The organism is Polynucleobacter paneuropaeus, assembly GCF_003261235.1.
Lineage (GTDB): Bacteria > Pseudomonadota > Gammaproteobacteria > Burkholderiales > Burkholderiaceae > Polynucleobacter > Polynucleobacter paneuropaeus.
In genome coordinates this window covers 1,428,157-1,445,638 of the sequence record NZ_CP030085.1, presented here as the reverse complement: position 1 = coordinate 1,445,638, position 17,482 = coordinate 1,428,157, and the positions used below count along the sequence as shown (strand labels likewise).

Sequence of the window (17,482 nt, the reverse complement as noted above, 5' to 3'; positions counted from 1 at the left end):
ACACCGCTTACACACCAGGGCATTTTTCATGGTGTGTAGTAAATGCGGTTTTAGTTTGGTTTTGAAGTAAAAAACACCAGCAGCAAGGTGTGTAGTAAAAACAGTTTTAGGGCCCATAGCTCAGTTGGTTAGAGCAGAGGACTCATAGCGAAAGTTGTGCCTTATGCGTGGAAACTGCATAAGGGATGGTGTCAAATTCGGAGAAAGCTAAATGTAGCCAAAAGCTGCACAAGCTAACGCCGAGCGAAGCTTAGTAGAAATACTTTGAACGTGTAGAGACTAGACGGCACCCATCTAAGTTCAGATGTTAAGTTTGAATATGATGAAGGCATAGTCCAGGGAGTAGTGAAAGCTACACAAACCGGAATCCTTTGGTCCCAGGTTCAAGTCCTGGTGGGCCCACCAGAAAAGCAAACCCTCATCAGCAATGGTGAGGGTTTTGTCATTTGAGCGTTACTTTAAGTAACGGTTTTAGTAAGGTTATCTACTTGCTGCTTTTTTCTTTGCTGGAATTATTGGCTTCTTATAAAGCTTACGGTTGCCTTTAATAATGAATTCTTCATGCTGTTTAGGTCTAATTTCTTTTGGCATAACAGTAAGGGTAAATTTGATAAGGTGAAGAATTGGATCTAATGCCTCAGTACCTATTTCAATTGGGTTTAGTAGGTTGGGGTATCTAAGCAACTTGAATGTATTGATTAGCTTAATTGTGTTTTGAGCTTCTGTTGGCAACTCATCAAATTGAAAATCATTAATCCTATTGCAAATTTTTATCAAATCGTGACCATCTTGAATTTCCTTATCTTGCTCTAGCCACCACCCCTTTAATACACATTCATAACCAATGTGTATTAAATATCCTGCAGAGTCATAGTGCTCAGGACTCCCTTTAAATAAAGTTGCCCCAGCACTTAGATGGTCAAGTCCATAGTTCACCATTTCCTTCGGTGAGATTTCTTCATCAGTTTTATATATTCTTACCATACCAGGTATTGATTTGTTTATTTTCTATCTTTAATCATATGTGCAGTTGCTTCAGCAAGCCAACCTTTTCTATGTGCGATGGCATAAGCGCTTGATTCATTGGCTCGCCATTCAGCCTTCCTTACATATTGTTTGGCACTTTGAATAATGTTCTCTTTAGTCCATTTGCCATGTTCAGTAACAAAGGTCATGTGTCTTGTAGCTATATCGGCTAAGCCATGCGCTAAAGCAAATCTATAGGTTTTTGAAGAGCCTTTCATCCATTCAGAGCGAGTTTTGTATTTCTTCGCTTCCTCTAAAACAGCATCCTCATCAAAAGCTAGCCCACTTTGGACTTTCTTTAACTCTGCCTTTGTAAGCTCTCTTTGCTTTAATTCAAGTGATTGCTTAGTCTTCTTTGCAATGCTCATGAGTGTTTGTGTAATTAGTCTGCCAATTTCATCAGCTTTTTTAACTTCCCACACTCGGATTTCTAGGAAGTTAATTTTTTGATTCTTAGCCCAATCCTTTTTGATCTTGTCGTTAGCTTGAATTTCAACTTTGCTCTTGGCATCGTTTCTCCAGCCATTTTTATGTTGTCTGCCATGGTATTCAATGATTAGATTAAATTTTGGAAGATAAAAATCAAATGGTTTACTGGCGACCTCTGGGTGATCCTTGAACCTTTTCTCTGCCTCATATGCGATATCGTGACTCATTAAGAATTGATGAATGATTGAAGGACCTATTGGCATGGCTAGAGCATGCATATGTGCTGTAGCTTCTTTCATCCAGTTGTTCTTTTTGGCTTTGTTGTACGCAGTAACTTCAGCTGAATTCCAAGCGGCTATTGAAGGAAATTTTCTTGCACTTTCAAGAACCCTTTCCTTGGTCCAATAATGGTTTGGCATTTTTCCTAGGGCCATATGAGCACAGACTTGATCGAGCAAGCATTTAGTCATTGCAGTTTTATAGGCTGCCGGTTGCGCCTCTTTCCATTTGCCTCTAGTGGGGTAGGGTGCTGCATTGGCTTTAAGGGAATCAAGTGTCCAATTAATCTTGACTACCTTCATATGGCTTGCAGCTTCTTCAAGCCATTTTTCTCGTAAAGCGGCTTTATAGGAGCCTAGGGAATTTGATTTCCATTCGCTACGAGTTTGATATTTGCGTGCCTCAGCCAAGACAAGTGATTTTGTCCAATATTTGTTTGGTGCTGATTTAGTGGCCATATTCCTATTCTAAGTCCCAAGCGTTACTTAAAGTAACGCTCAGCTCCCCCTCCAGCATTCCGCCATATCCTCCCACAAACCCTCAAATAATCCCCACTCTTAGCCACACTTTATTTTGGCTAAATTGGCCCCAGTAATTCATCCAATTAGGTTGTCCTAGCCTATTGTCAGAAGCTAAAGTATGTGTATGGCAATTAAAAAAGAAAGTACACATCAACTCATACACCGTAACCTAACCCTCTATCAGCGCGAGCATAGTGCCGTATGGCAATGCCGCTATAAGGTAGATAACAAGTGGATACGGGCTACCACCAAAGAGACTCAACTTGATTTAGCGGTCAATAAAGCCAAAGAGCTATTAGTAGAAGCAGAAATACGCAAGCGCTCTGGCATCCCAGTCGTGACCAAACGATTTAAAGATATCGCCATGTTGGCTATTGATCGCATGGAGCGAGACTTAAAGGGCGGCTTAGGCAAATCAATCTACAAAGACTACATTCGCATCATCAATGAGCATTTCATTCCCAGTCTTGGGCAAAGGCTCATTACCAATATTGACTACGATGCCCTGCAGCACTACTACGATGACCGAGAAGCTAGGTATGGCTTGGCAATATCAAACAGTAATCGCAAAACTCAAAATGCTGCATTTAACAGAGTATTCGATGAGGCTATCGTACGAGGTTACTTAACCGAAAGTAATCGTCCCAAGCTAGATGGTAAAACTAAAGAGAGCGTTCGTCGCCCAGCATTTGAATTGCATGAGTTAAGAGCGCTATTAAAGCTATTGGGACCATACATAGAATCAGGTAGAACTAAGGACGTGCGTGAACGTCGTGAGATCCTTAGAGACTATGTGGAGATGTTGGTTGATACAGGTGCAAGACCCGGTACGGAACTATTAAATATGAAATGGAAACAAATCCGCTTCATGATGAATCCCATTAGTACGGTGACAGATCAATTGGATGAAGATGGTGAAGTCATTGAAGTTCATAGCTTGAATCGTAGTTGTGAGATGACTGTTAAAGGCAAAACTGGGCAAAGACAGATTATTGGACGCTTACCTAGCGTTAGAGTTCTAGAGCGTATTGCCCTTCGAAACTATGGAGTGGCTAGCTCAATTAAAGATCCCCTGGCTGAGTTGATTAAGCCTACCAATGATGACTACATCTTTAGAACCAAAGAAGGTAGGGATTTAAGTGATGTTCTTAATCACATGTTTGATGGGTTCTTAGCTGACCATGGTTTATTGATTGATCCCAAGACCAATCAAAAGCGGGTGTTCTATAGCCTACGACATACCTATGCCACCTTAGCACTTACTCACGATATGGTGCCAATACATACTTTAGCTAAACAGATGGGCACTAGCGTCTTAATGATTGAGCGTCACTATAGCCACTTACAGGTAATACAGGCTATTGAGCAATTGCGTGGGGCTAATACTAGAAAACTGATTGAGGCGGATAACAAGGCTGCGGACAACTATCCAAGTAAGAAGCAGGCTGAACGGGAGCTTCGGGCTGCTTAGTTAGCGGGGATGTAAGCGTTACTTTAAGTAACGGCCAACTTTTGGGAGTCAGTTCAATTCTCTGGTGGGTTTTTATTAAGCCAATTCTATTAATTTAATTTTGACTTCAAGTCATTTATATATAGCTGAATTGATTTTTGAATTATTTCCATCCAATTGCTTTCCGTTGCCACTTGATAGCCATCTGCTGCTTTAACCGATATCTGCTGATTGGTTGTTCCTTTGGATGATTTAATAATTACATCGGTAGAAATTTCACTGCTCAAGGTGATCTGCCAAAATCCAGGGTTCATCCACGCCCAAAATTTTTCAATATTTACATCAACGATGTAGGTGTCTTTTGTAACCCCATCTTTATTAGCGACGATGCTGTAACCTTTATCTTCAAATGCCTGCCTAATTGACTTATCAGTTAGCGACTGAACTGTTTCCCCATCTTTTAGGAGCATATCCCCCAGAGCCTTTCCAAATCCGTTGCGCTTGCGGCCAATAGCTCTCATTTTAATTTGCTCTGTTTGATCTTCCGATGGATCAAGGGAGGGGATATCTGGGTTAGGCGGGCTTACCTGAAATGAGCGCTTATCCACGATAGAGTTTATATACACCTGCTTGCCATTAGATTGGGATGGCTGCCCCTTGGGTAGCTGAATATCGAGCGTGCTTCTACTTGTAGCGCAGCCACCAATTGCTAGTGCACTAATAACGCAAATAATTAGTTTAGATGTGATATTCACAAAAATCTCCCCCCAGGTTTCTTATAAGTATTATAGGTATCTAACTATCTTAGTTTTAAAGTGTGGTTAGGGTATTCCTATATATACCCAGATGAATCCCACTAAGATTTATAATGAGAAAAATAATAATTTCGGGAAAATATGAGCAATATCGCATTAGAAACCATGCAAACCCTTCTTCAAGAGCGCCTTGGCATTGATAGAGATAAGGTCACTCTTGGCGCTTCTTTGGAGGATCTTGGCATTGATTCTTTAATGCAAATTGAGTTGCTGTTCGATTTTGAAGACAAATACAAAGTCAAAATACCCGATCTAACAGAAAAGCCAAAAACCATTGGTGAATTAATTGCCATCATTGAGCCATTTGTTCCAAAGTCTTAAGCCACAGAAATCTCCATCATGAAGAGACGGGTCGCTATTACTGGCGTTGGACTAGTTGATCCGTTAGGCGATTCTATCGGCAGTTTTTTTGATCGCACTATTCGTGGTGAGTCGTCAATTCGCCACTACTCCACAAACGATATTCCTGGATCTATTTCTATCCCCGCCGTTCATTGTGAAAACTTTAACGGCGATGCGATATTGGGTAAGCCAAGAACCATCTCTATGGATAAGTTCTCTCAGATGGGCTTAGTTGCCGCATTTGAAGCATGGACTAACGCGGGGTTTGATATTAACGATAAGTCTCATAAGCCTGATATTGGAGTGTCATGGGGTACAGCTTTAGGTGGTACTCGAATTTATGAGCAGGGTTTGAAGGAGATGTGGCTCAACGGCAGAGAGCGTTTACCACCTTTATCCGTTGTAATGGGAATGAATAACGCTTGCTCCTCTCATATTGCAATTCAATTAGGGCTAGGTAATTCATCGTTAAGTTATACGGTTGCTTGCTCATCGGCATCAGCGGCTATTGGGGAAGCCTACAGAAGGATTCGTGATGGCGAAGCTAACGTAATGGTTGCTGGCGGATCTGATACGCCGTTAATATATGGAGTAATACGTGCTTGGGATGGCATGCGAGTGCTCTCTCCGGGTGATGAGAAAACATCTCCTAATGCCTGCCGTCCATTTGATAAGAGTCGCTCAGGTCTTGTATTGGGCGAGGGCGCTGCAGCACTCATTCTTGAAGACTGGGAACATGCCGTTGCTAGAAATGCGCCAATTATTGGAGAGTTAGCAGGTTATGGGGCAAATTGCGATCATGCAAACTTAGTCAAGCCTGATTCAAATGGTCAGGTCGCTGCCATTTCGCTAGCCCTTAATGATGCTGGCGTTACGCCTGACGATGTTGGGTATATAAATGCTCACGGAACTGCAACTGTAGAGGGTGATCCTAGCGAGATAGAAGCACTTAGAAGAGTTTTTGGGAATCAAGCCAAGGATTTGGCTGTGAGTTCCACTAAATCGACGCATGGACACCTGATGGGGGCATCTGGAGCTATAGAGGCTGTTATAACAATTCTCTCCATTAGGAATGGAGTGGTTCCCCCTACGGCTAATTTAAAGGATGTTGATCCAGCTTGCGAAGGGGTTCGTCACATTAAGGTTGGGGATAACAACAAATTAAATCTCAAAGCTGCAATATCAAACTCATTTGCCTTTGGTGGCAGTAATGCAGTTTTAGTATTTAAGTCAGTCTAATAGATCAGTAACTTTATGAATCCGTCTAATAACTTTGGGATTGAAGCTTGGTCAGCTTGGAGCTCATCCCTAAGAACCCAAGAAGAATGGTTAGCATGGGCTAAAAATCCCTTTACTCCGAATGGCGAAGATAAGCCAAAGGTAGAAGGAATGCAGCCAATAAATCGAAGAAGATTGAAGCGTCTTGGTAGTATGGCTTTAGAGACTGCTTATAGTTTGCCGGAAATAAGTTCACCAATAATTTTTTGTAGCAAGCTGGGTGAGTCTGAGAGATGTTACGAGTTACTTAAAGAGTTAGCTGAAACTGGGGCTCTGTCACCGCAGTCTTTTAGTTTGGCTGTTCATAATGCAATCCCCAGTTTGTACACGATAGATAAGAAGATAAACTCAAATGTTCTTGCCATTTCTTCTGAGGCAGGGGTATTCTCAGCCATCATTGAGGCGCTAGGATTGTTTGCTTGCGGTGAACAAAGGGTGCGCATCATTGTCGCTGAAGAGTTTGTGCCTAAAGAGTACAGACAGTATTGCGACTTTACCGATGAATGTTATGCGTATGCTATTGATCTTGTTCCAACTGGAGACATGTCACTCTCATTTTTTGGTAGTGAGAAGCATAGTCTAAATTCTGCGGAGCTATCCAGTAGTCTCCAGGCTTTTCGATTCCTGATAACGCAGGATCATTTGTGTCAATGCGACATTGGTGCAACCTCTTGGATGTTAAAGAGGGAAAGGCTTTGAATCGATACTGGCGTATTTTCGCGACCGGTCTTTTATTTGCCATATTTGGGTTGGGTGGCATATTACTTACTTGCGCTTCAATTCCTATTTTGATACTTACAAGTGACAGTGAGACCCGGAGAAAATACGGAAAGAGATTACTCAGAAAATCATTTCAAAGTTTTTTGTGGGGGATGCAACTTCTAGGTGTTATGAATTTACAAATAAAAAATATCGACCGCTTGAAATCAGGCGGACGTTTAGTTTTAGCAAATCATCCTAGTTTGATCGATGCAGTTGTATTAATTGCACTAATAGAAAACCCTAATGGGATTATTAAATCCAGCTTATTCAACAACCCAAGTATGTACGGTTTGGCGAAGTTAGCCGGGCTAATTCGTAATGTTGAAGGTCCAGAGCTAATTAGGAAATCTATAGAATCTATAACCACTGGTGATAATTTGATAGTATTCCCTGAGGGAACTAGAACAAAGGTTTTGGGAGAGGTTGTCTTTAAGCGGGGAGCTGCTTATATAGCGATTAAAGGTGGCTTTGATATAACGCCATTATTGATGCTTACTTCTGAGCCATTTCTGAAAAAAGATGATAGCTGGTACAAAGTTCCTTTGAATAAGCCTTTATTAACCGTTTACGTGATGGAAGAGATAAAGATTGCAACCAAGATTAGGGCTGGGGGCGATATTATCTTATCAACTGAAGAATTAACTGAGTACCTAGAAGAATACTACTTGCACGAACTAAGGGAATATGAGCGATCTGGAATTAGAGATTAAAAAATTAATCATTAGCAGTTTGAATTTAGAAGACTATAAACCAGAGGATATTAGCTCTGAGGAATCCCTCTTTGCTGATGGCCTTGGCTTAGATTCTATAGATGCCTTGGAGTTGGGGGTTGCTCTTCAGAAAAACTATGGACTTGAGATAACAAGCGTAACAAAAACTGAAGGTAAGCATTTTTATTCCGTTGCAACTTTAGCTAAGTTTGTTGCTGAAAATAGAACCAAGTAAGTTTTTAAATTGATAAATGGGGCTAAATGGAATTTCTGCTGGCAATCTTGCTGCCAATATCGATCTGGGTATTCAAGTTTTTCGGAGTACCGTTCTGGGTAGCCGGCATATTTCTTATACCCCTCATTTTTCTTAAGAAAAATCCATACTGGGGTAAAGCGCTCGCACTTGTAGCTTTCGTTCTTGGTGGCGCCTCTTTATTACTAAGAGCCCCTAATTTTGTTTACTTCTATCCAGTAATGGTTAATGCAGTTCTGTTCTCTGTATTTGTTTCAAGCTTATATAGACCGCAGACTATCGTAGAGAAGATTGCTCGATTAAAAGACCCAAGATTTTCTGATCTAGAGATTCCTTACGCAAGGAAAGTTACGCTTGCCTGGGCATTATTTTTTGCCATCAACGGCTGCGTAGCATTTGCAACTGTTTTGTTGGAAGATAAGTTATATTGGTCTATATACAATGGTGCAATTTCTTATGCACTTATGGGGCTAATGTTCGCTGGAGAGTTTTATTGCCGTAAAAGGTATATAAAAAGTGCTTAGCTATAAATTATCTACCTTGCTATTAAATGGGCATGATGAGTCCCTGATAACAGATGATGGTGTAACCTTTGCCAAACTAAAAGATGATGTATCAAAAGCAAGGGGATCTATTAAATCCCTACCCAATGAGGAAATTGCTTTATTTCATTCTGATGCTTACATCTTTCTGGTTTGGTTGCTTGCGGCTTGGCAAGAGGGGCGAAAAGTCCTGGTTCCGGTTGATAAAAATATCGCCTTAAGCCCAAGATTTTCCAGCTGGTTTAAGGTTGGTGAGTTTGACGCACCGGATTTAACTGGGTGGGATGCAGGCAATAAAGTTGCCAATAAAGTTTTCAGCGAAGTCGATTCTAACTTTGAGGCATTAGGAATTTTTACCTCGGGATCTACTGGTGAGCCCGTATGCATCGATAAAACCATTCGACAACTTGAGAATGAGGTCGATGCTCTCGAGTTCACTTTTGGTCAAGAGATAACAAAAAACGTTGTGTTTTATAGGACGGTCAGCCATCAACATTTTTTTGGTATGCCTTTTGGGGTCTATTGGCCACTTTCACGTGGTTCGCTCCTATCAAGGCTTGCAATCAGAGGTGGACATGAGTGGCATACGTCAAATCCACAAGTATTAATTACTAGCCCATCCTTCTTAAAGAGTATTGCAGATACCACTTCACAGCATAAGAATATTGGCTCTGGGATTCAGTCGATTTTTAGTGCCGGTGGAATCCTTGAGAATACGATTTTTTCCACAATCAATTCCATTGCAAAAACTAGAGTAGTTGACGTATACGGCAGTTCTGAAACGGGTCACATTGCATGGAGGAGCTCCCCCGAAATGTCTTGGCAAGTTCAGGAGGGAGTGGAGTTTAAGAAGCCAGTAAAAGATGTGCTGGAAATTAAATCCAAGTTTTGCCCCAGCGATGACTGGTTCTCAACATCTGATTTAGCTCGTCTAAGTGGAAATTCATTTGAAATACTCGGAAGAGCTGATCGAATCGTCAAAATAGAAGGTACCAGAGTTTCTTTAAGTCAGCTTATGGGGTCCATAAACGAATCTAACTTAGTGGAAGATTGCGCTATTAGTGACATAGAGAATGGGAGGAGGGCTCAATTAGGTGCAGTATTAAGGCTAAGCCCTTTAGGTCTTAAAGTTCTTGAAGTCAATGGAAGATTGCAATTGATTAATAGCCTGAAAGAGTCATTGCGAGGTAAAGTCAACTTAATTGCAATACCAAGAAGGTGGAGATTTGTAGAGGAGTTCCCAGTAAATGCTCTGGGTAAAGTTTTGAAAGTAAATTTAGATAGTTTATTCCTGGAGAGATTAAAAACTCCTATCATCGTAAGCCGTAAAGCTGAAGAAAATTCCATTGAATTGGTTTTGGATATGCTCAAAAGTCTAGATTGTTTTAATGGACACTTTGATGATTTCCCAGTTGTCCCAGGCGTGGCATTAATCGAATGGGCAATGAGATCTGCAGAAGTTCATTTAATCAAAAATCATATCTTTTCTGGGATGTCTCAAATTAAGTTTCAAAAATTTATTCAACCAAATCAAATTATTCGTCTAAGGTTAGACTTCAATCCTGAATCAATGAATCTAAAATATCAATATCACAATGCAGATGCCATTTATTCCAGCGGTATTTTGAAATTTAGGAGCGATAAAGGATGAAGTTGTGCGTGGTAATACCTTTCTATAACCATCCTGATGCAATCGGATCGGTGGTAAATCAATTATTACCCTATGACCTCAATATCATCATCGTAGATGATGGAAGTGGTGCTCAAGCCAAACAAAGTCTTCTGCCGTTACTTCAGCCACCCAAAGTTACGTTGGCGACTCGCTTTTTAAATGGGGGGAAGGGGGCTGCAGTTATCACTGGTATGAGAGAGGCTCTAAAGGAGGGGTACACACATGTGTTGCAGGTGGATGCTGATGGGCAGCATGATTTAAAAAAAATTCCAGACCTTATTAAGTTATCAGAGCAATATCCAAAAAGAATTATTTCAGGGATGCCTGTGTATGACAAATCAGTACCAACCAGTAGAAAGTTATGGAGGTATGCGACGCATATATTGGTATGGATCCATACACTTTCTCTTGAGATCAAGGATTCAATGTGTGGATTCCGAATCTACCCTTTACAGGAAACCTTAGGGGTTATAGATGCTCGCGAGCAATTCGGGCAGCGTATGGATTTTGACATTGAAATACTGGTAAGGGCGCATTGGGCTGATTTGCATACTATTCAGCTACCTGTTGGAGTAAGGTATCCACTTGATGGGATATCGCATTTTCAACTCTTTAACGATAATTTTCTAATTACCAAACTTCACATTAGATTATTCTTCGGAATGCTGGTGAACTCACCAAAGTTAATGCTTAGAAGGGCTCTAGCTTGATTCATTGGGCGGACATAAATGAGGTCTCAGCCTCCTTTGGAATGAAAATCTTATTTCTTATATATAGGATTTTTGGCAGGCTACCTGTATTAATTATTCTGTACCCCGTTATTTTGTGGTTTTTTGTAGTTAGCAAAATTGCTAGAGAATCATCTCGAGATTATTTACAAAGACTTTATCTGTATAGCGGGGGCACCTCTCCAGAGCCAACCTCATTGAATATCTTTAGGCATTTATATGCATTTGGAGAGTGCATTCTAGATAAGCTGATTATCTGGAGCGGTCGAATTGATGACCTTGATTATTCATTAGAGGGTCTAGAGGAATTCCATTCTCACGCAGGCGCAGGGCTTGGTGCCGTTGTTGCTGTTTCTCATTTGGGAAACTTGGATTTTTGTAGGGCCATTGGACAGCTATATCCCGATATTAATTTGACTGTTCTTGTGCATACAAGTCATGCCGTCAAGTTCAATCATCTTTTAAAGTCTATTAACCCTGAGAGCGCTCTAAATATTATTCAGGTATCTAAATTTTCGATGCATGATGCAATGCTTTTATCTGAAAAGATTCAAAAAGGTGGTTTGATAGCTATTGCAGGTGATCGAGTCCCTCTGTTGTGGGGAAATACAGTTCCTGTAAATTTCTTAGGCTCTACGGCTGACTTCCCTATAGGTGCATATATGCTATCTAAAACTCTTGGTTGCCCTTTATTTTCGCTTACGTCAATTAAGGTTGGGGGTAGTTACCAGCTATCTTGTCGGAAAATTTCTGAATTCGGTATTGGCGGGGAATCAGGATCGATTGAAGAGGCTGCCCAAGCTTTTGCCAATAGATTAGAAGAGGGCTGCTTAAAGTCTCCCTTTCAATGGTTTAATTTCTATCCTTTTTGGCAGCGTTGCATCAATGATGAATAGCATTTTTAAAAGGTTAATAGCTCTTATTCTGTTTCTGATTGCTGGCTCTGTTTGCGCTAATTCGCTAGTAAGTCAAATAGAGGGCCTAGTTAGTTCAGCTCCTACTGTGCGTGGAAAGTTTACCCAAAGTAAAACACTTTCAGGAGTGAGTAAAAAACTAAACTCTGAGGGATTCTTCATCGTTGATAAGGGTAAGGGGATTATATGGATTACGGAAAAACCTATCTACCAAACTCTAAAAGTATCTGACTCGGGGATTCGCATAGGGAATAAGAGTGGTGTCTTAATGAATATGGATGCTCGAAGCGAGCCATCCATTAAGTATATTAACGAATTAGTTCTAGCCATTTTTTCTGGCGACATGAGTGCACTGGAGAAGTTATTTAATTACTCTGGTGATGTGACAGCCAAGGGTTGGAATCTTGAACTGACGCCTAAAAATACAGCCTCAACTTTTTTTAAGAAAATTACGATTGTAGGCAGCTCTGCAATCAATCGTATTAGCTTCATTTCAAAAGATGGCGACTTAACTGAGGTTGTTTTCTCTGATGTGCGTTTGGCTCCAGTCTTGAGTAAAGATGAAATTCTTCAATTCTAGTAAGACCCTATCGGTTCTTTTTCTATCTGCGACCCTTGGGCTCACTATTTGGACGGCCCTTAATTTTCATGTTGTTTCCACTCGCCTTGATAACAATGTGTTTTCCTTGCTTCCGAAATCAGAGCGAAATGTAGTCGCTGAAGAGTTTATTGACCGTGTAGCCAAAAAGGGCGAAAGATCAATAGTTGTATTGTTGAGTGCAGGCAGTCTTGAGGCATCTTTAGAGGCAGAGAAAACATTTAAGTCTTTAATCAAGAGTCTAGATATCAAGAGCACGCAGTCGCAAGATGGTTATGCAGAATATGTATCTAAGCTTCTAGTTCATAAGTCTGGGTTGGTTACCTCGGAAGATATTTCGCTATTAGATAGTCAGCCAGCAGCTTTTTGGGTTGATAAATCAAATGCGATAGCCTATTCCATGGGTAGCTCACCTATTCCCTGGAGGGATGATCCTTTCGGGCTCTTGAGTAATTGGCTATATAGCCTTGGTGGCATCACTAAGGTGCGACCTTATGGTGATAGCTTGGTTGTTGAGAGGGCGGGAGTTTCGTACGTCGCATTGCCTATGGAGATTAATACCTCTGTGGAATCATTGTCTGCTCAGGTCGTTCTTGCCGATGCGATTAATGCGGCTATTAGTGAAACTAAGCTTAAGCATCAAGGTGTAGAAATTATTAAGACGGGGGTTATTTTCTTTGCCGCTGATACTTCAAGGTTAATCGAAAACGATATTTCTTTAATTGGATTAATTTCCGGCATCTCTGCATTGCTTCTCGTGATTTATATCTTTAGAAGTCTTTATGCGGTTGCTATTGTGCTGCTGACAGTAGCAATTGGATTTCTGTATGCTTTACTGGCATGTTTTTTTATCTTCCCAAAAATCTATATCTTGACTCTTGCATTCGGCACGAGTTTGATAGGCATGTCAGTTGACTACTGCTTGTATTGGCTGACCGCTTCGATCGACGATATTAAAAATCCACTTGAGAGAAGGCGATATCTGCTGCCTGGAATGTTCCTAGCTTTGATTACAACGGCAACGGGCTACTTTTTGATGGCAATTACACCATTTCCAGTGTTATCCCAGATGGCAGTTTTTTCCATAGCTGGCATATCAGCTGCTTGGTTGACTGTAGTTCTGATTTTTCCGCATATTAATAAATTACGTTTTAATGCAAATAGTTCCTTGACGTTGGTTAATTACATTCAACCTATAAATCATCGCATTTCGGTTCCGGCTCGAAAAGTCATTATTGCTGCAATGATTCTGGTATCCCTTTATGGAGTTCTTTCTTTTCGCTCCAATGACAATATTAGGTTATTAGCAAGTTTTGACAAAGAATTGATAGCTCAGCAAATAAAAACTTCAGAGATTCTCAATTTGCCAAGCCCATCTCAATTCTTTATTGTTAGCGGCTCTACCGAGGAGGAGGTTCTCTCTAGGGCTGAAGACCTCACTAACAACCTAGATAAATTAGTTTCTGAAGGGATGATTAGTGGTTATCAGTCAATAACTAAGTTTATCCCATCAATGACCACGCAAACAATAGCAAGCAAGGCATATTCATCCCAAGCCAAAGAAAATGCTACAAAGCAGATTGCTAAAGAATTTGGTATGAGTGCAGCCTGGGTACAAAGTCAAGGTCAAGTAAATAAGCCGCTAACAGTTGATGAGATAAAAGAAACCCACTTTTATGAAAAGTTGTCGTATCTTTGGTTCGCATCGGATTCTTCGACAATTAAATCAACTGCTGTTTTACTGACTGGGGTTAATGGTTTGGAGGCGGTTAGTAAGCTTTCTCAATTGGCGGGTGCAGATATTTCTTGGATTGATAAACCGCAAGAGATTTCAGATGTATTTTCAAGGTACAGAACTCTTTTTTCCTATGTGATTTCAATGGGCTATCTACTCACATTTGTGGCAATTTATATAAAGTACAGAAGGAGCGCCTGGAGAGCTGTGCTACCGCCGATTCTTGCAACTTGCATGACTTTAGCCATCCTGAGTCTAGCTGGCGAAACCATTACATTAATGACGGTTATTGCATTTGCTTTGCTTCTTGGTATTGGTACTGATTATGGAATTTTCTTACTCCAGTATCCTGCCGATAAGAGGGTGCTGCTATCTATATCAATAGCAGCCTTGATGACATTAATTTCCTTTGGCAGCCTTGCTTTGAGTTCAGTGCCAGCAATACATAGTTTTGGAATTGCACTACTTTTTGGTGTTCTGCTCTCTTGGTTACTAACTCTGTTTTTTGCTAAAAGAGTTGATATAGATGAGTAATAGTTTAATCATTCGTTTGCTGGGAATGCTAATCATTACTCTCGCATTGAGCTCATGCTCCACTGTATTTCTAAATGACTCTGATGGTACAAGTCTCAATGCATTAGGTGAGCCACGTGTGCTTGAGATGCAAATGCATTTAACAAGGGGGTCTGATTCCTCCACAATGGATCTTGTAGTTGAGGTGCGTAAACAGGGCTTGACAGTCATTGGATCCTCATTTGGTATTCGGATCTTTACTCTTTCATATAACGGTAACCTAATAGCAGAAGGTACTGGGACTGGGTTGCCATTCTATGTGCCCAATAAACTGATTGTGGATGACGTTATCTTAGCCCTATCATCAAGGTCTGCTTTGGAGGGTAAATTGCCTAAAAACTGCAAACTAGTAAGAGTTGGTGAGGTTGGGAAGATATACTGTGACGAGAGGCTATTGGTGAATGTTGAGCACCAAAAGACTGCTGATAAAAACGAACTTGTTTTGGTGGAGAGATTTCAGCCGGAATACAAAGTTAATTTCGTTATAAGTGAAGTTAAGTGACTATTTATATCAATAATTATTCGATTGTTAGCCCGCTGGGTTATGGGGTTTCTGAAACTCGAAAAAACCTTTTTTCTGGCGTTAGTCCAGGGATGATCAAAACAGAACAATATAGTCCCGGAAGATCGCTTTCCTTGGGATTGGTTCGTGATCAGTTGCCTGATCTAAGTTTGACACCTATAAAGCATCGCTCAAGGAATAACCAATTACTCTTGGCAGTCTTTCAGGGTCTTGAAGATAACTTTTATTCTCTCTCTAGCCATGTTGATAAAAGTCGTATAGCTATTGTTATTGGCTCTAGCACCTCAGGGATATCTGGGGAAGAAGAGGCTTTCCCATATTTGATGGCAAACAATAAATTTCCAAAGTCTTTTGATTTATCGCAGCGACTATTTTGTTCGCCTGCTAATTTTCTTGCTGATAGATTGGGTATTACTGGGATTGTGCATGGAATATCAACGGCATGTACATCAAGCTCTAAAGCAATTATCAGCGGCGCAAGACTATTAAAGTCAGGCATGGTGGATTTGGTGATAGTCGGCGGCGTAGATACGCTATGCAAGTTTACTGTTGCTGGATTTACTGCAATTGAGTCTGTATCTGCTGATCGCTGTAACCCCTTGTCGCTCAATAGGTCTGGAATAAATATTGGGGAGGGTGGTGCATTGTTTTTAATGAGTCGTCAGCCCGGAAATATCTCCCTCTCTGGATGGGGGGAGAGTTCTGATGGTTATCACATCTCGGCACCAGATCCAAGTGGGTTGGGGGCGGCATTGGCAGTGAATGATGCTCTAAAGATGTCTGCCAGAAGAGTTGATCAGGTTGAGTATATAAACTTACATGGTACGGCTACACGACACAACGATGCAATGGAATCTCAACTTATTAACAAATTGGGATTTGAATGCCCGGTTAGCTCCACAAAACCGCTCACGGGGCACACTCTCGGAGCTGCTGGTGCAATTGAGACTGCGATTTCTTGTCTTGCCCTTGAGGGCGATGGGCGGCTGCCTCCTCATTTGTGGGATCAGGCGCAAGATCCTGAGTTGCCAAAATTAAATATTGCTGCTCAGTTGGAAAGCGCCCCTAAAGTGGTTATGACTAATAATTTTGCATTTGGTGGAAATAATACTTCTCTAATATTGGAGAGCGTGTGAATTCTGAACTGATTGGGTTGCTACCTCACGCCTCATCAATGCTTCTGGTTGATAGACTAATTTCCAGAAATGATTGCTCTGTTGTTATTGAAGCAACGATTAAAAATGATTATCCTTTTTCTGATGGCGGAACTGGCTCTTGGATTGGGCTTGAATTGATGGCTCAATCAGCAGCAGTGATATCTAGACTTAGGGATTCTGAGAAGTCAGCAAAGCCTTCTCTAGGGTTTTTGTTGGGTAGTAGAAGTTTTGTTGCACATGTCCCAGAATTTACTCCTGGACAAAAGGTCACGATAGAGGTTCAAATTGATCCCGAGTCTCTGACGCAGCCTACCATTTCTGCTTCAGGCATCATAAAGGACGATTCTGGGCGCCCACTCTGCGAAGGGACTCTGACGCTATTCGAGCCTAATGATGATGCTTTATATTTGTCTAAATGAAACTTAATAAAACTGTTCTTATTACTGGCGCTAGCAAAGGCATTGGCAAGGCTATTGCCTGCAAGCTAGCAGCTGAAGGCTACGATCTAGCGCTTCACTGCAGGTCTAGCATTGGCGAATTGAAATTGTTAGCGGATTCGCTTCAAAAAGAATTCAATACTGATTCACATCTTTTGCAGTTTGATGTTTCAGATAGGGTCGCATCTAAGGATTCCCTGGAGGATTATCTGGCTAAAGCTGGAGCACCTTATGGCATTGTTTGTAACGCAGGCATTACTGCCGATAATTCATTCCCTGCGATGCTTGGTGAAGAGTGGGATAGTGTTATTAATACAAATTTAGGTTCTTTTTATAACGTTCTTCATCCTTTGGTTATGCCCATGGTGACAGCCAGGAAGCCAGGCAGAATCATTACCATGTCATCCGTTTCGGGCGTAATGGGTAATAGAGGGCAAGTGAATTACAGCGCTTCCAAGGCTGGAATTATTGGTGCAACCAAGGCTTTGGCTATTGAGCTGGCTAAACGGAATATTACCGTTAACTGCCTGGCGCCAGGTCTAATAGAGACCGATATGGTTTCTCAGGAAATTATTGATGTAGTTTTACAAGGAGTGCCAGCTCAAAGAATGGGCAAGCCGGAAGAGGTTGCTGCAACGGTTAGTTTTTTGATGAGTGAAGGCGCTGCATATATTACAAGACAGGTAATTTCTGTTAACGGTGGAATGATCTAGTTTTTTTTAGGGCATTAGGAGGGGC

19 protein-coding genes are annotated in these 17,482 nt (G+C 41.1%); 16 read left to right on the top strand and 3 right to left on the bottom strand.

The window, feature by feature from the left end; translation table 11 throughout:
• Nucleotides 1-480 precede the first annotated feature (480 nt).
• Both Pas1_RS07550 and Pas1_RS07545 read right to left on the bottom strand, forming a co-directional pair.
• A complete protein-coding gene (locus Pas1_RS07550; protein WP_112294937.1) occupies nt 481-984 on the bottom strand; it encodes a HEPN domain-containing protein in 504 nt (167 codons plus the stop codon).
• A gap of 17 nt (nt 985-1,001) precedes the next feature.
• Nucleotides 1,002-1,925 carry a PDDEXK family nuclease gene (locus Pas1_RS07545; protein WP_136625609.1) on the bottom strand — a complete coding sequence of 308 codons (924 nt, stop codon included), beginning with the start codon at nt 1,923-1,925 and terminating at the stop codon, nt 1,002-1,004.
• Between the two features lie 454 nt (nt 1,926-2,379).
• Between Pas1_RS07545 and Pas1_RS07540 the strand changes: the two genes are divergently transcribed.
• Entirely contained in the window at nt 2,380-3,726 is a 1,347-nt protein-coding gene (locus Pas1_RS07540) for a tyrosine-type recombinase/integrase (RefSeq protein WP_112294935.1), read from the top strand.
• An 89-nt stretch (nt 3,727-3,815) separates the two neighbouring features.
• Here the strand turns inward: Pas1_RS07540 and Pas1_RS07535 are convergent, their stop codons facing one another.
• Nucleotides 3,816-4,460, bottom strand: a complete 645-nt coding sequence (locus Pas1_RS07535) for a flagellar biosynthesis protein (RefSeq protein WP_112294934.1) — start codon at nt 4,458-4,460, stop codon at nt 3,816-3,818.
• Between the two features lie 141 nt (nt 4,461-4,601).
• On the opposite strand from Pas1_RS07535, the gene Pas1_RS07530 reads away from it, so the two are divergent.
• From Pas1_RS07530 to fabG, 15 genes are read left to right on the top strand one after another with little or no spacing between them, the layout of a single operon-like run.
• Nucleotides 4,602-4,841 (top strand): acyl carrier protein, encoded by a 240-nt coding sequence (locus tag Pas1_RS07530; RefSeq protein ID WP_112294933.1) that lies wholly within the window; start codon nt 4,602-4,604, stop codon nt 4,839-4,841.
• 18 nt (nt 4,842-4,859) lie between these two features.
• Nucleotides 4,860-6,101 (top strand): beta-ketoacyl-[acyl-carrier-protein] synthase family protein, encoded by a 1,242-nt coding sequence (locus Pas1_RS07525; protein WP_112294932.1) that lies wholly within the window; start codon nt 4,860-4,862, stop codon nt 6,099-6,101.
• A 15-nt stretch (nt 6,102-6,116) separates the two neighbouring features.
• Entirely contained in the window at nt 6,117-6,839 is a 723-nt protein-coding gene (locus Pas1_RS07520; protein ID WP_112294931.1) for a beta-ketoacyl synthase chain length factor, read from the top strand.
• On the top strand, nt 6,812-7,612 hold the full coding sequence (locus Pas1_RS07515) for a lysophospholipid acyltransferase family protein (RefSeq protein WP_158525998.1): 801 nt from the start codon (nt 6,812-6,814) through the stop codon (nt 7,610-7,612). Before Pas1_RS07520 ends, Pas1_RS07515 begins: the two co-directional genes overlap by 28 nt.
• Complete coding sequence (locus Pas1_RS07510) at nt 7,587-7,847, top strand: phosphopantetheine-binding protein (RefSeq protein WP_112294929.1); 261 nt, start codon at nt 7,587-7,589, stop codon at nt 7,845-7,847. Before Pas1_RS07515 ends, Pas1_RS07510 begins: the two co-directional genes overlap by 26 nt.
• A gap of 26 nt (nt 7,848-7,873) precedes the next feature.
• Complete coding sequence (locus Pas1_RS07505; protein ID WP_112294928.1) at nt 7,874-8,389, top strand: COG4648 family protein; 516 nt, start codon at nt 7,874-7,876, stop codon at nt 8,387-8,389.
• Entirely contained in the window at nt 8,382-10,058 is a 1,677-nt protein-coding gene (locus tag Pas1_RS07500) for an AMP-binding protein (RefSeq protein WP_112294927.1), read from the top strand. Before Pas1_RS07505 ends, Pas1_RS07500 begins: the two co-directional genes overlap by 8 nt.
• Nucleotides 10,055-10,789: a glycosyltransferase family 2 protein gene (locus Pas1_RS07495; RefSeq protein ID WP_112294926.1), complete on the top strand. Its 735-nt coding sequence runs from the start codon at nt 10,055-10,057 to the stop codon at nt 10,787-10,789. The genes Pas1_RS07500 and Pas1_RS07495 overlap by 4 nt, the downstream gene beginning before the upstream one ends.
• 41 nt (nt 10,790-10,830) lie before the next feature.
• Nucleotides 10,831-11,703 carry an LpxL/LpxP family acyltransferase gene (locus Pas1_RS07490; protein WP_112294925.1) on the top strand — a complete coding sequence of 291 codons (873 nt, stop codon included), beginning with the start codon at nt 10,831-10,833 and terminating at the stop codon, nt 11,701-11,703.
• Nucleotides 11,693-12,301, top strand: a complete 609-nt coding sequence (locus tag Pas1_RS07485; RefSeq protein WP_112294924.1) for a LolA family protein — start codon at nt 11,693-11,695, stop codon at nt 12,299-12,301. The genes Pas1_RS07490 and Pas1_RS07485 overlap by 11 nt, the downstream gene beginning before the upstream one ends.
• A complete protein-coding gene (locus tag Pas1_RS07480) occupies nt 12,282-14,588 on the top strand; it encodes an MMPL family transporter (protein WP_112294923.1) in 2,307 nt (768 codons plus the stop codon). Before Pas1_RS07485 ends, Pas1_RS07480 begins: the two co-directional genes overlap by 20 nt.
• A complete protein-coding gene (locus Pas1_RS07475) occupies nt 14,581-15,129 on the top strand; it encodes a DUF3261 domain-containing protein (protein WP_112294922.1) in 549 nt (182 codons plus the stop codon). The genes Pas1_RS07480 and Pas1_RS07475 overlap by 8 nt, the downstream gene beginning before the upstream one ends.
• Nucleotides 15,126-16,286: a beta-ketoacyl-ACP synthase gene (locus tag Pas1_RS07470; protein ID WP_112294921.1), complete on the top strand. Its 1,161-nt coding sequence runs from the start codon at nt 15,126-15,128 to the stop codon at nt 16,284-16,286. Before Pas1_RS07475 ends, Pas1_RS07470 begins: the two co-directional genes overlap by 4 nt.
• The gene (locus Pas1_RS07465) at nt 16,283-16,726 is read left to right on the top strand and encodes an ApeP family dehydratase (RefSeq protein ID WP_112294920.1); all 444 of its coding nucleotides are present in this window, start codon (nt 16,283-16,285) and stop codon (nt 16,724-16,726) included. Before Pas1_RS07470 ends, Pas1_RS07465 begins: the two co-directional genes overlap by 4 nt.
• Complete coding sequence (gene fabG, locus Pas1_RS07460) at nt 16,723-17,457, top strand: 3-oxoacyl-ACP reductase FabG (protein WP_112294919.1); 735 nt, start codon at nt 16,723-16,725, stop codon at nt 17,455-17,457. Before Pas1_RS07465 ends, fabG begins: the two co-directional genes overlap by 4 nt.
• Nucleotides 17,458-17,482: the final 25 nt, after the last annotated feature.

Coding starts and splice junctions, on each gene's coding strand:
- Pas1_RS07520 (WP_112294931.1), top strand. CDS start 6,117: ATGAATCCGTCTAATAACTTTGGGATTGAAGCTTGGTCAGCTTGGAGC.
- Pas1_RS07480 (WP_112294923.1), top strand. CDS start 12,282: ATGAAATTCTTCAATTCTAGTAAGACCCTATCGGTTCTTTTTCTATCT.
- Pas1_RS07505 (WP_112294928.1), top strand. CDS start 7,874: ATGGAATTTCTGCTGGCAATCTTGCTGCCAATATCGATCTGGGTATTC.
- Pas1_RS07475 (WP_112294922.1), top strand. CDS start 14,581: ATGAGTAATAGTTTAATCATTCGTTTGCTGGGAATGCTAATCATTACT.
- fabG (WP_112294919.1), top strand. CDS start 16,723: ATGAAACTTAATAAAACTGTTCTTATTACTGGCGCTAGCAAAGGCATT.
- Pas1_RS07525 (WP_112294932.1), top strand. CDS start 4,860: ATGAAGAGACGGGTCGCTATTACTGGCGTTGGACTAGTTGATCCGTTA.
- Pas1_RS07495 (WP_112294926.1), top strand. CDS start 10,055: ATGAAGTTGTGCGTGGTAATACCTTTCTATAACCATCCTGATGCAATC.
- Pas1_RS07490 (WP_112294925.1), top strand. CDS start 10,831: ATGAAAATCTTATTTCTTATATATAGGATTTTTGGCAGGCTACCTGTA.
- Pas1_RS07530 (WP_112294933.1), top strand. CDS start 4,602: ATGAGCAATATCGCATTAGAAACCATGCAAACCCTTCTTCAAGAGCGC.
- Pas1_RS07550 (WP_112294937.1), bottom strand. CDS start 984: ATGGTAAGAATATATAAAACTGATGAAGAAATCTCACCGAAGGAAATG.
- Pas1_RS07540 (WP_112294935.1), top strand. CDS start 2,380: ATGGCAATTAAAAAAGAAAGTACACATCAACTCATACACCGTAACCTA.
- Pas1_RS07510 (WP_112294929.1), top strand. CDS start 7,587: ATGAGCGATCTGGAATTAGAGATTAAAAAATTAATCATTAGCAGTTTG.
- Pas1_RS07485 (WP_112294924.1), top strand. CDS start 11,693: ATGATGAATAGCATTTTTAAAAGGTTAATAGCTCTTATTCTGTTTCTG.
- Pas1_RS07545 (WP_136625609.1), bottom strand. CDS start 1,925: ATGACTAAATGCTTGCTCGATCAAGTCTGTGCTCATATGGCCCTAGGA.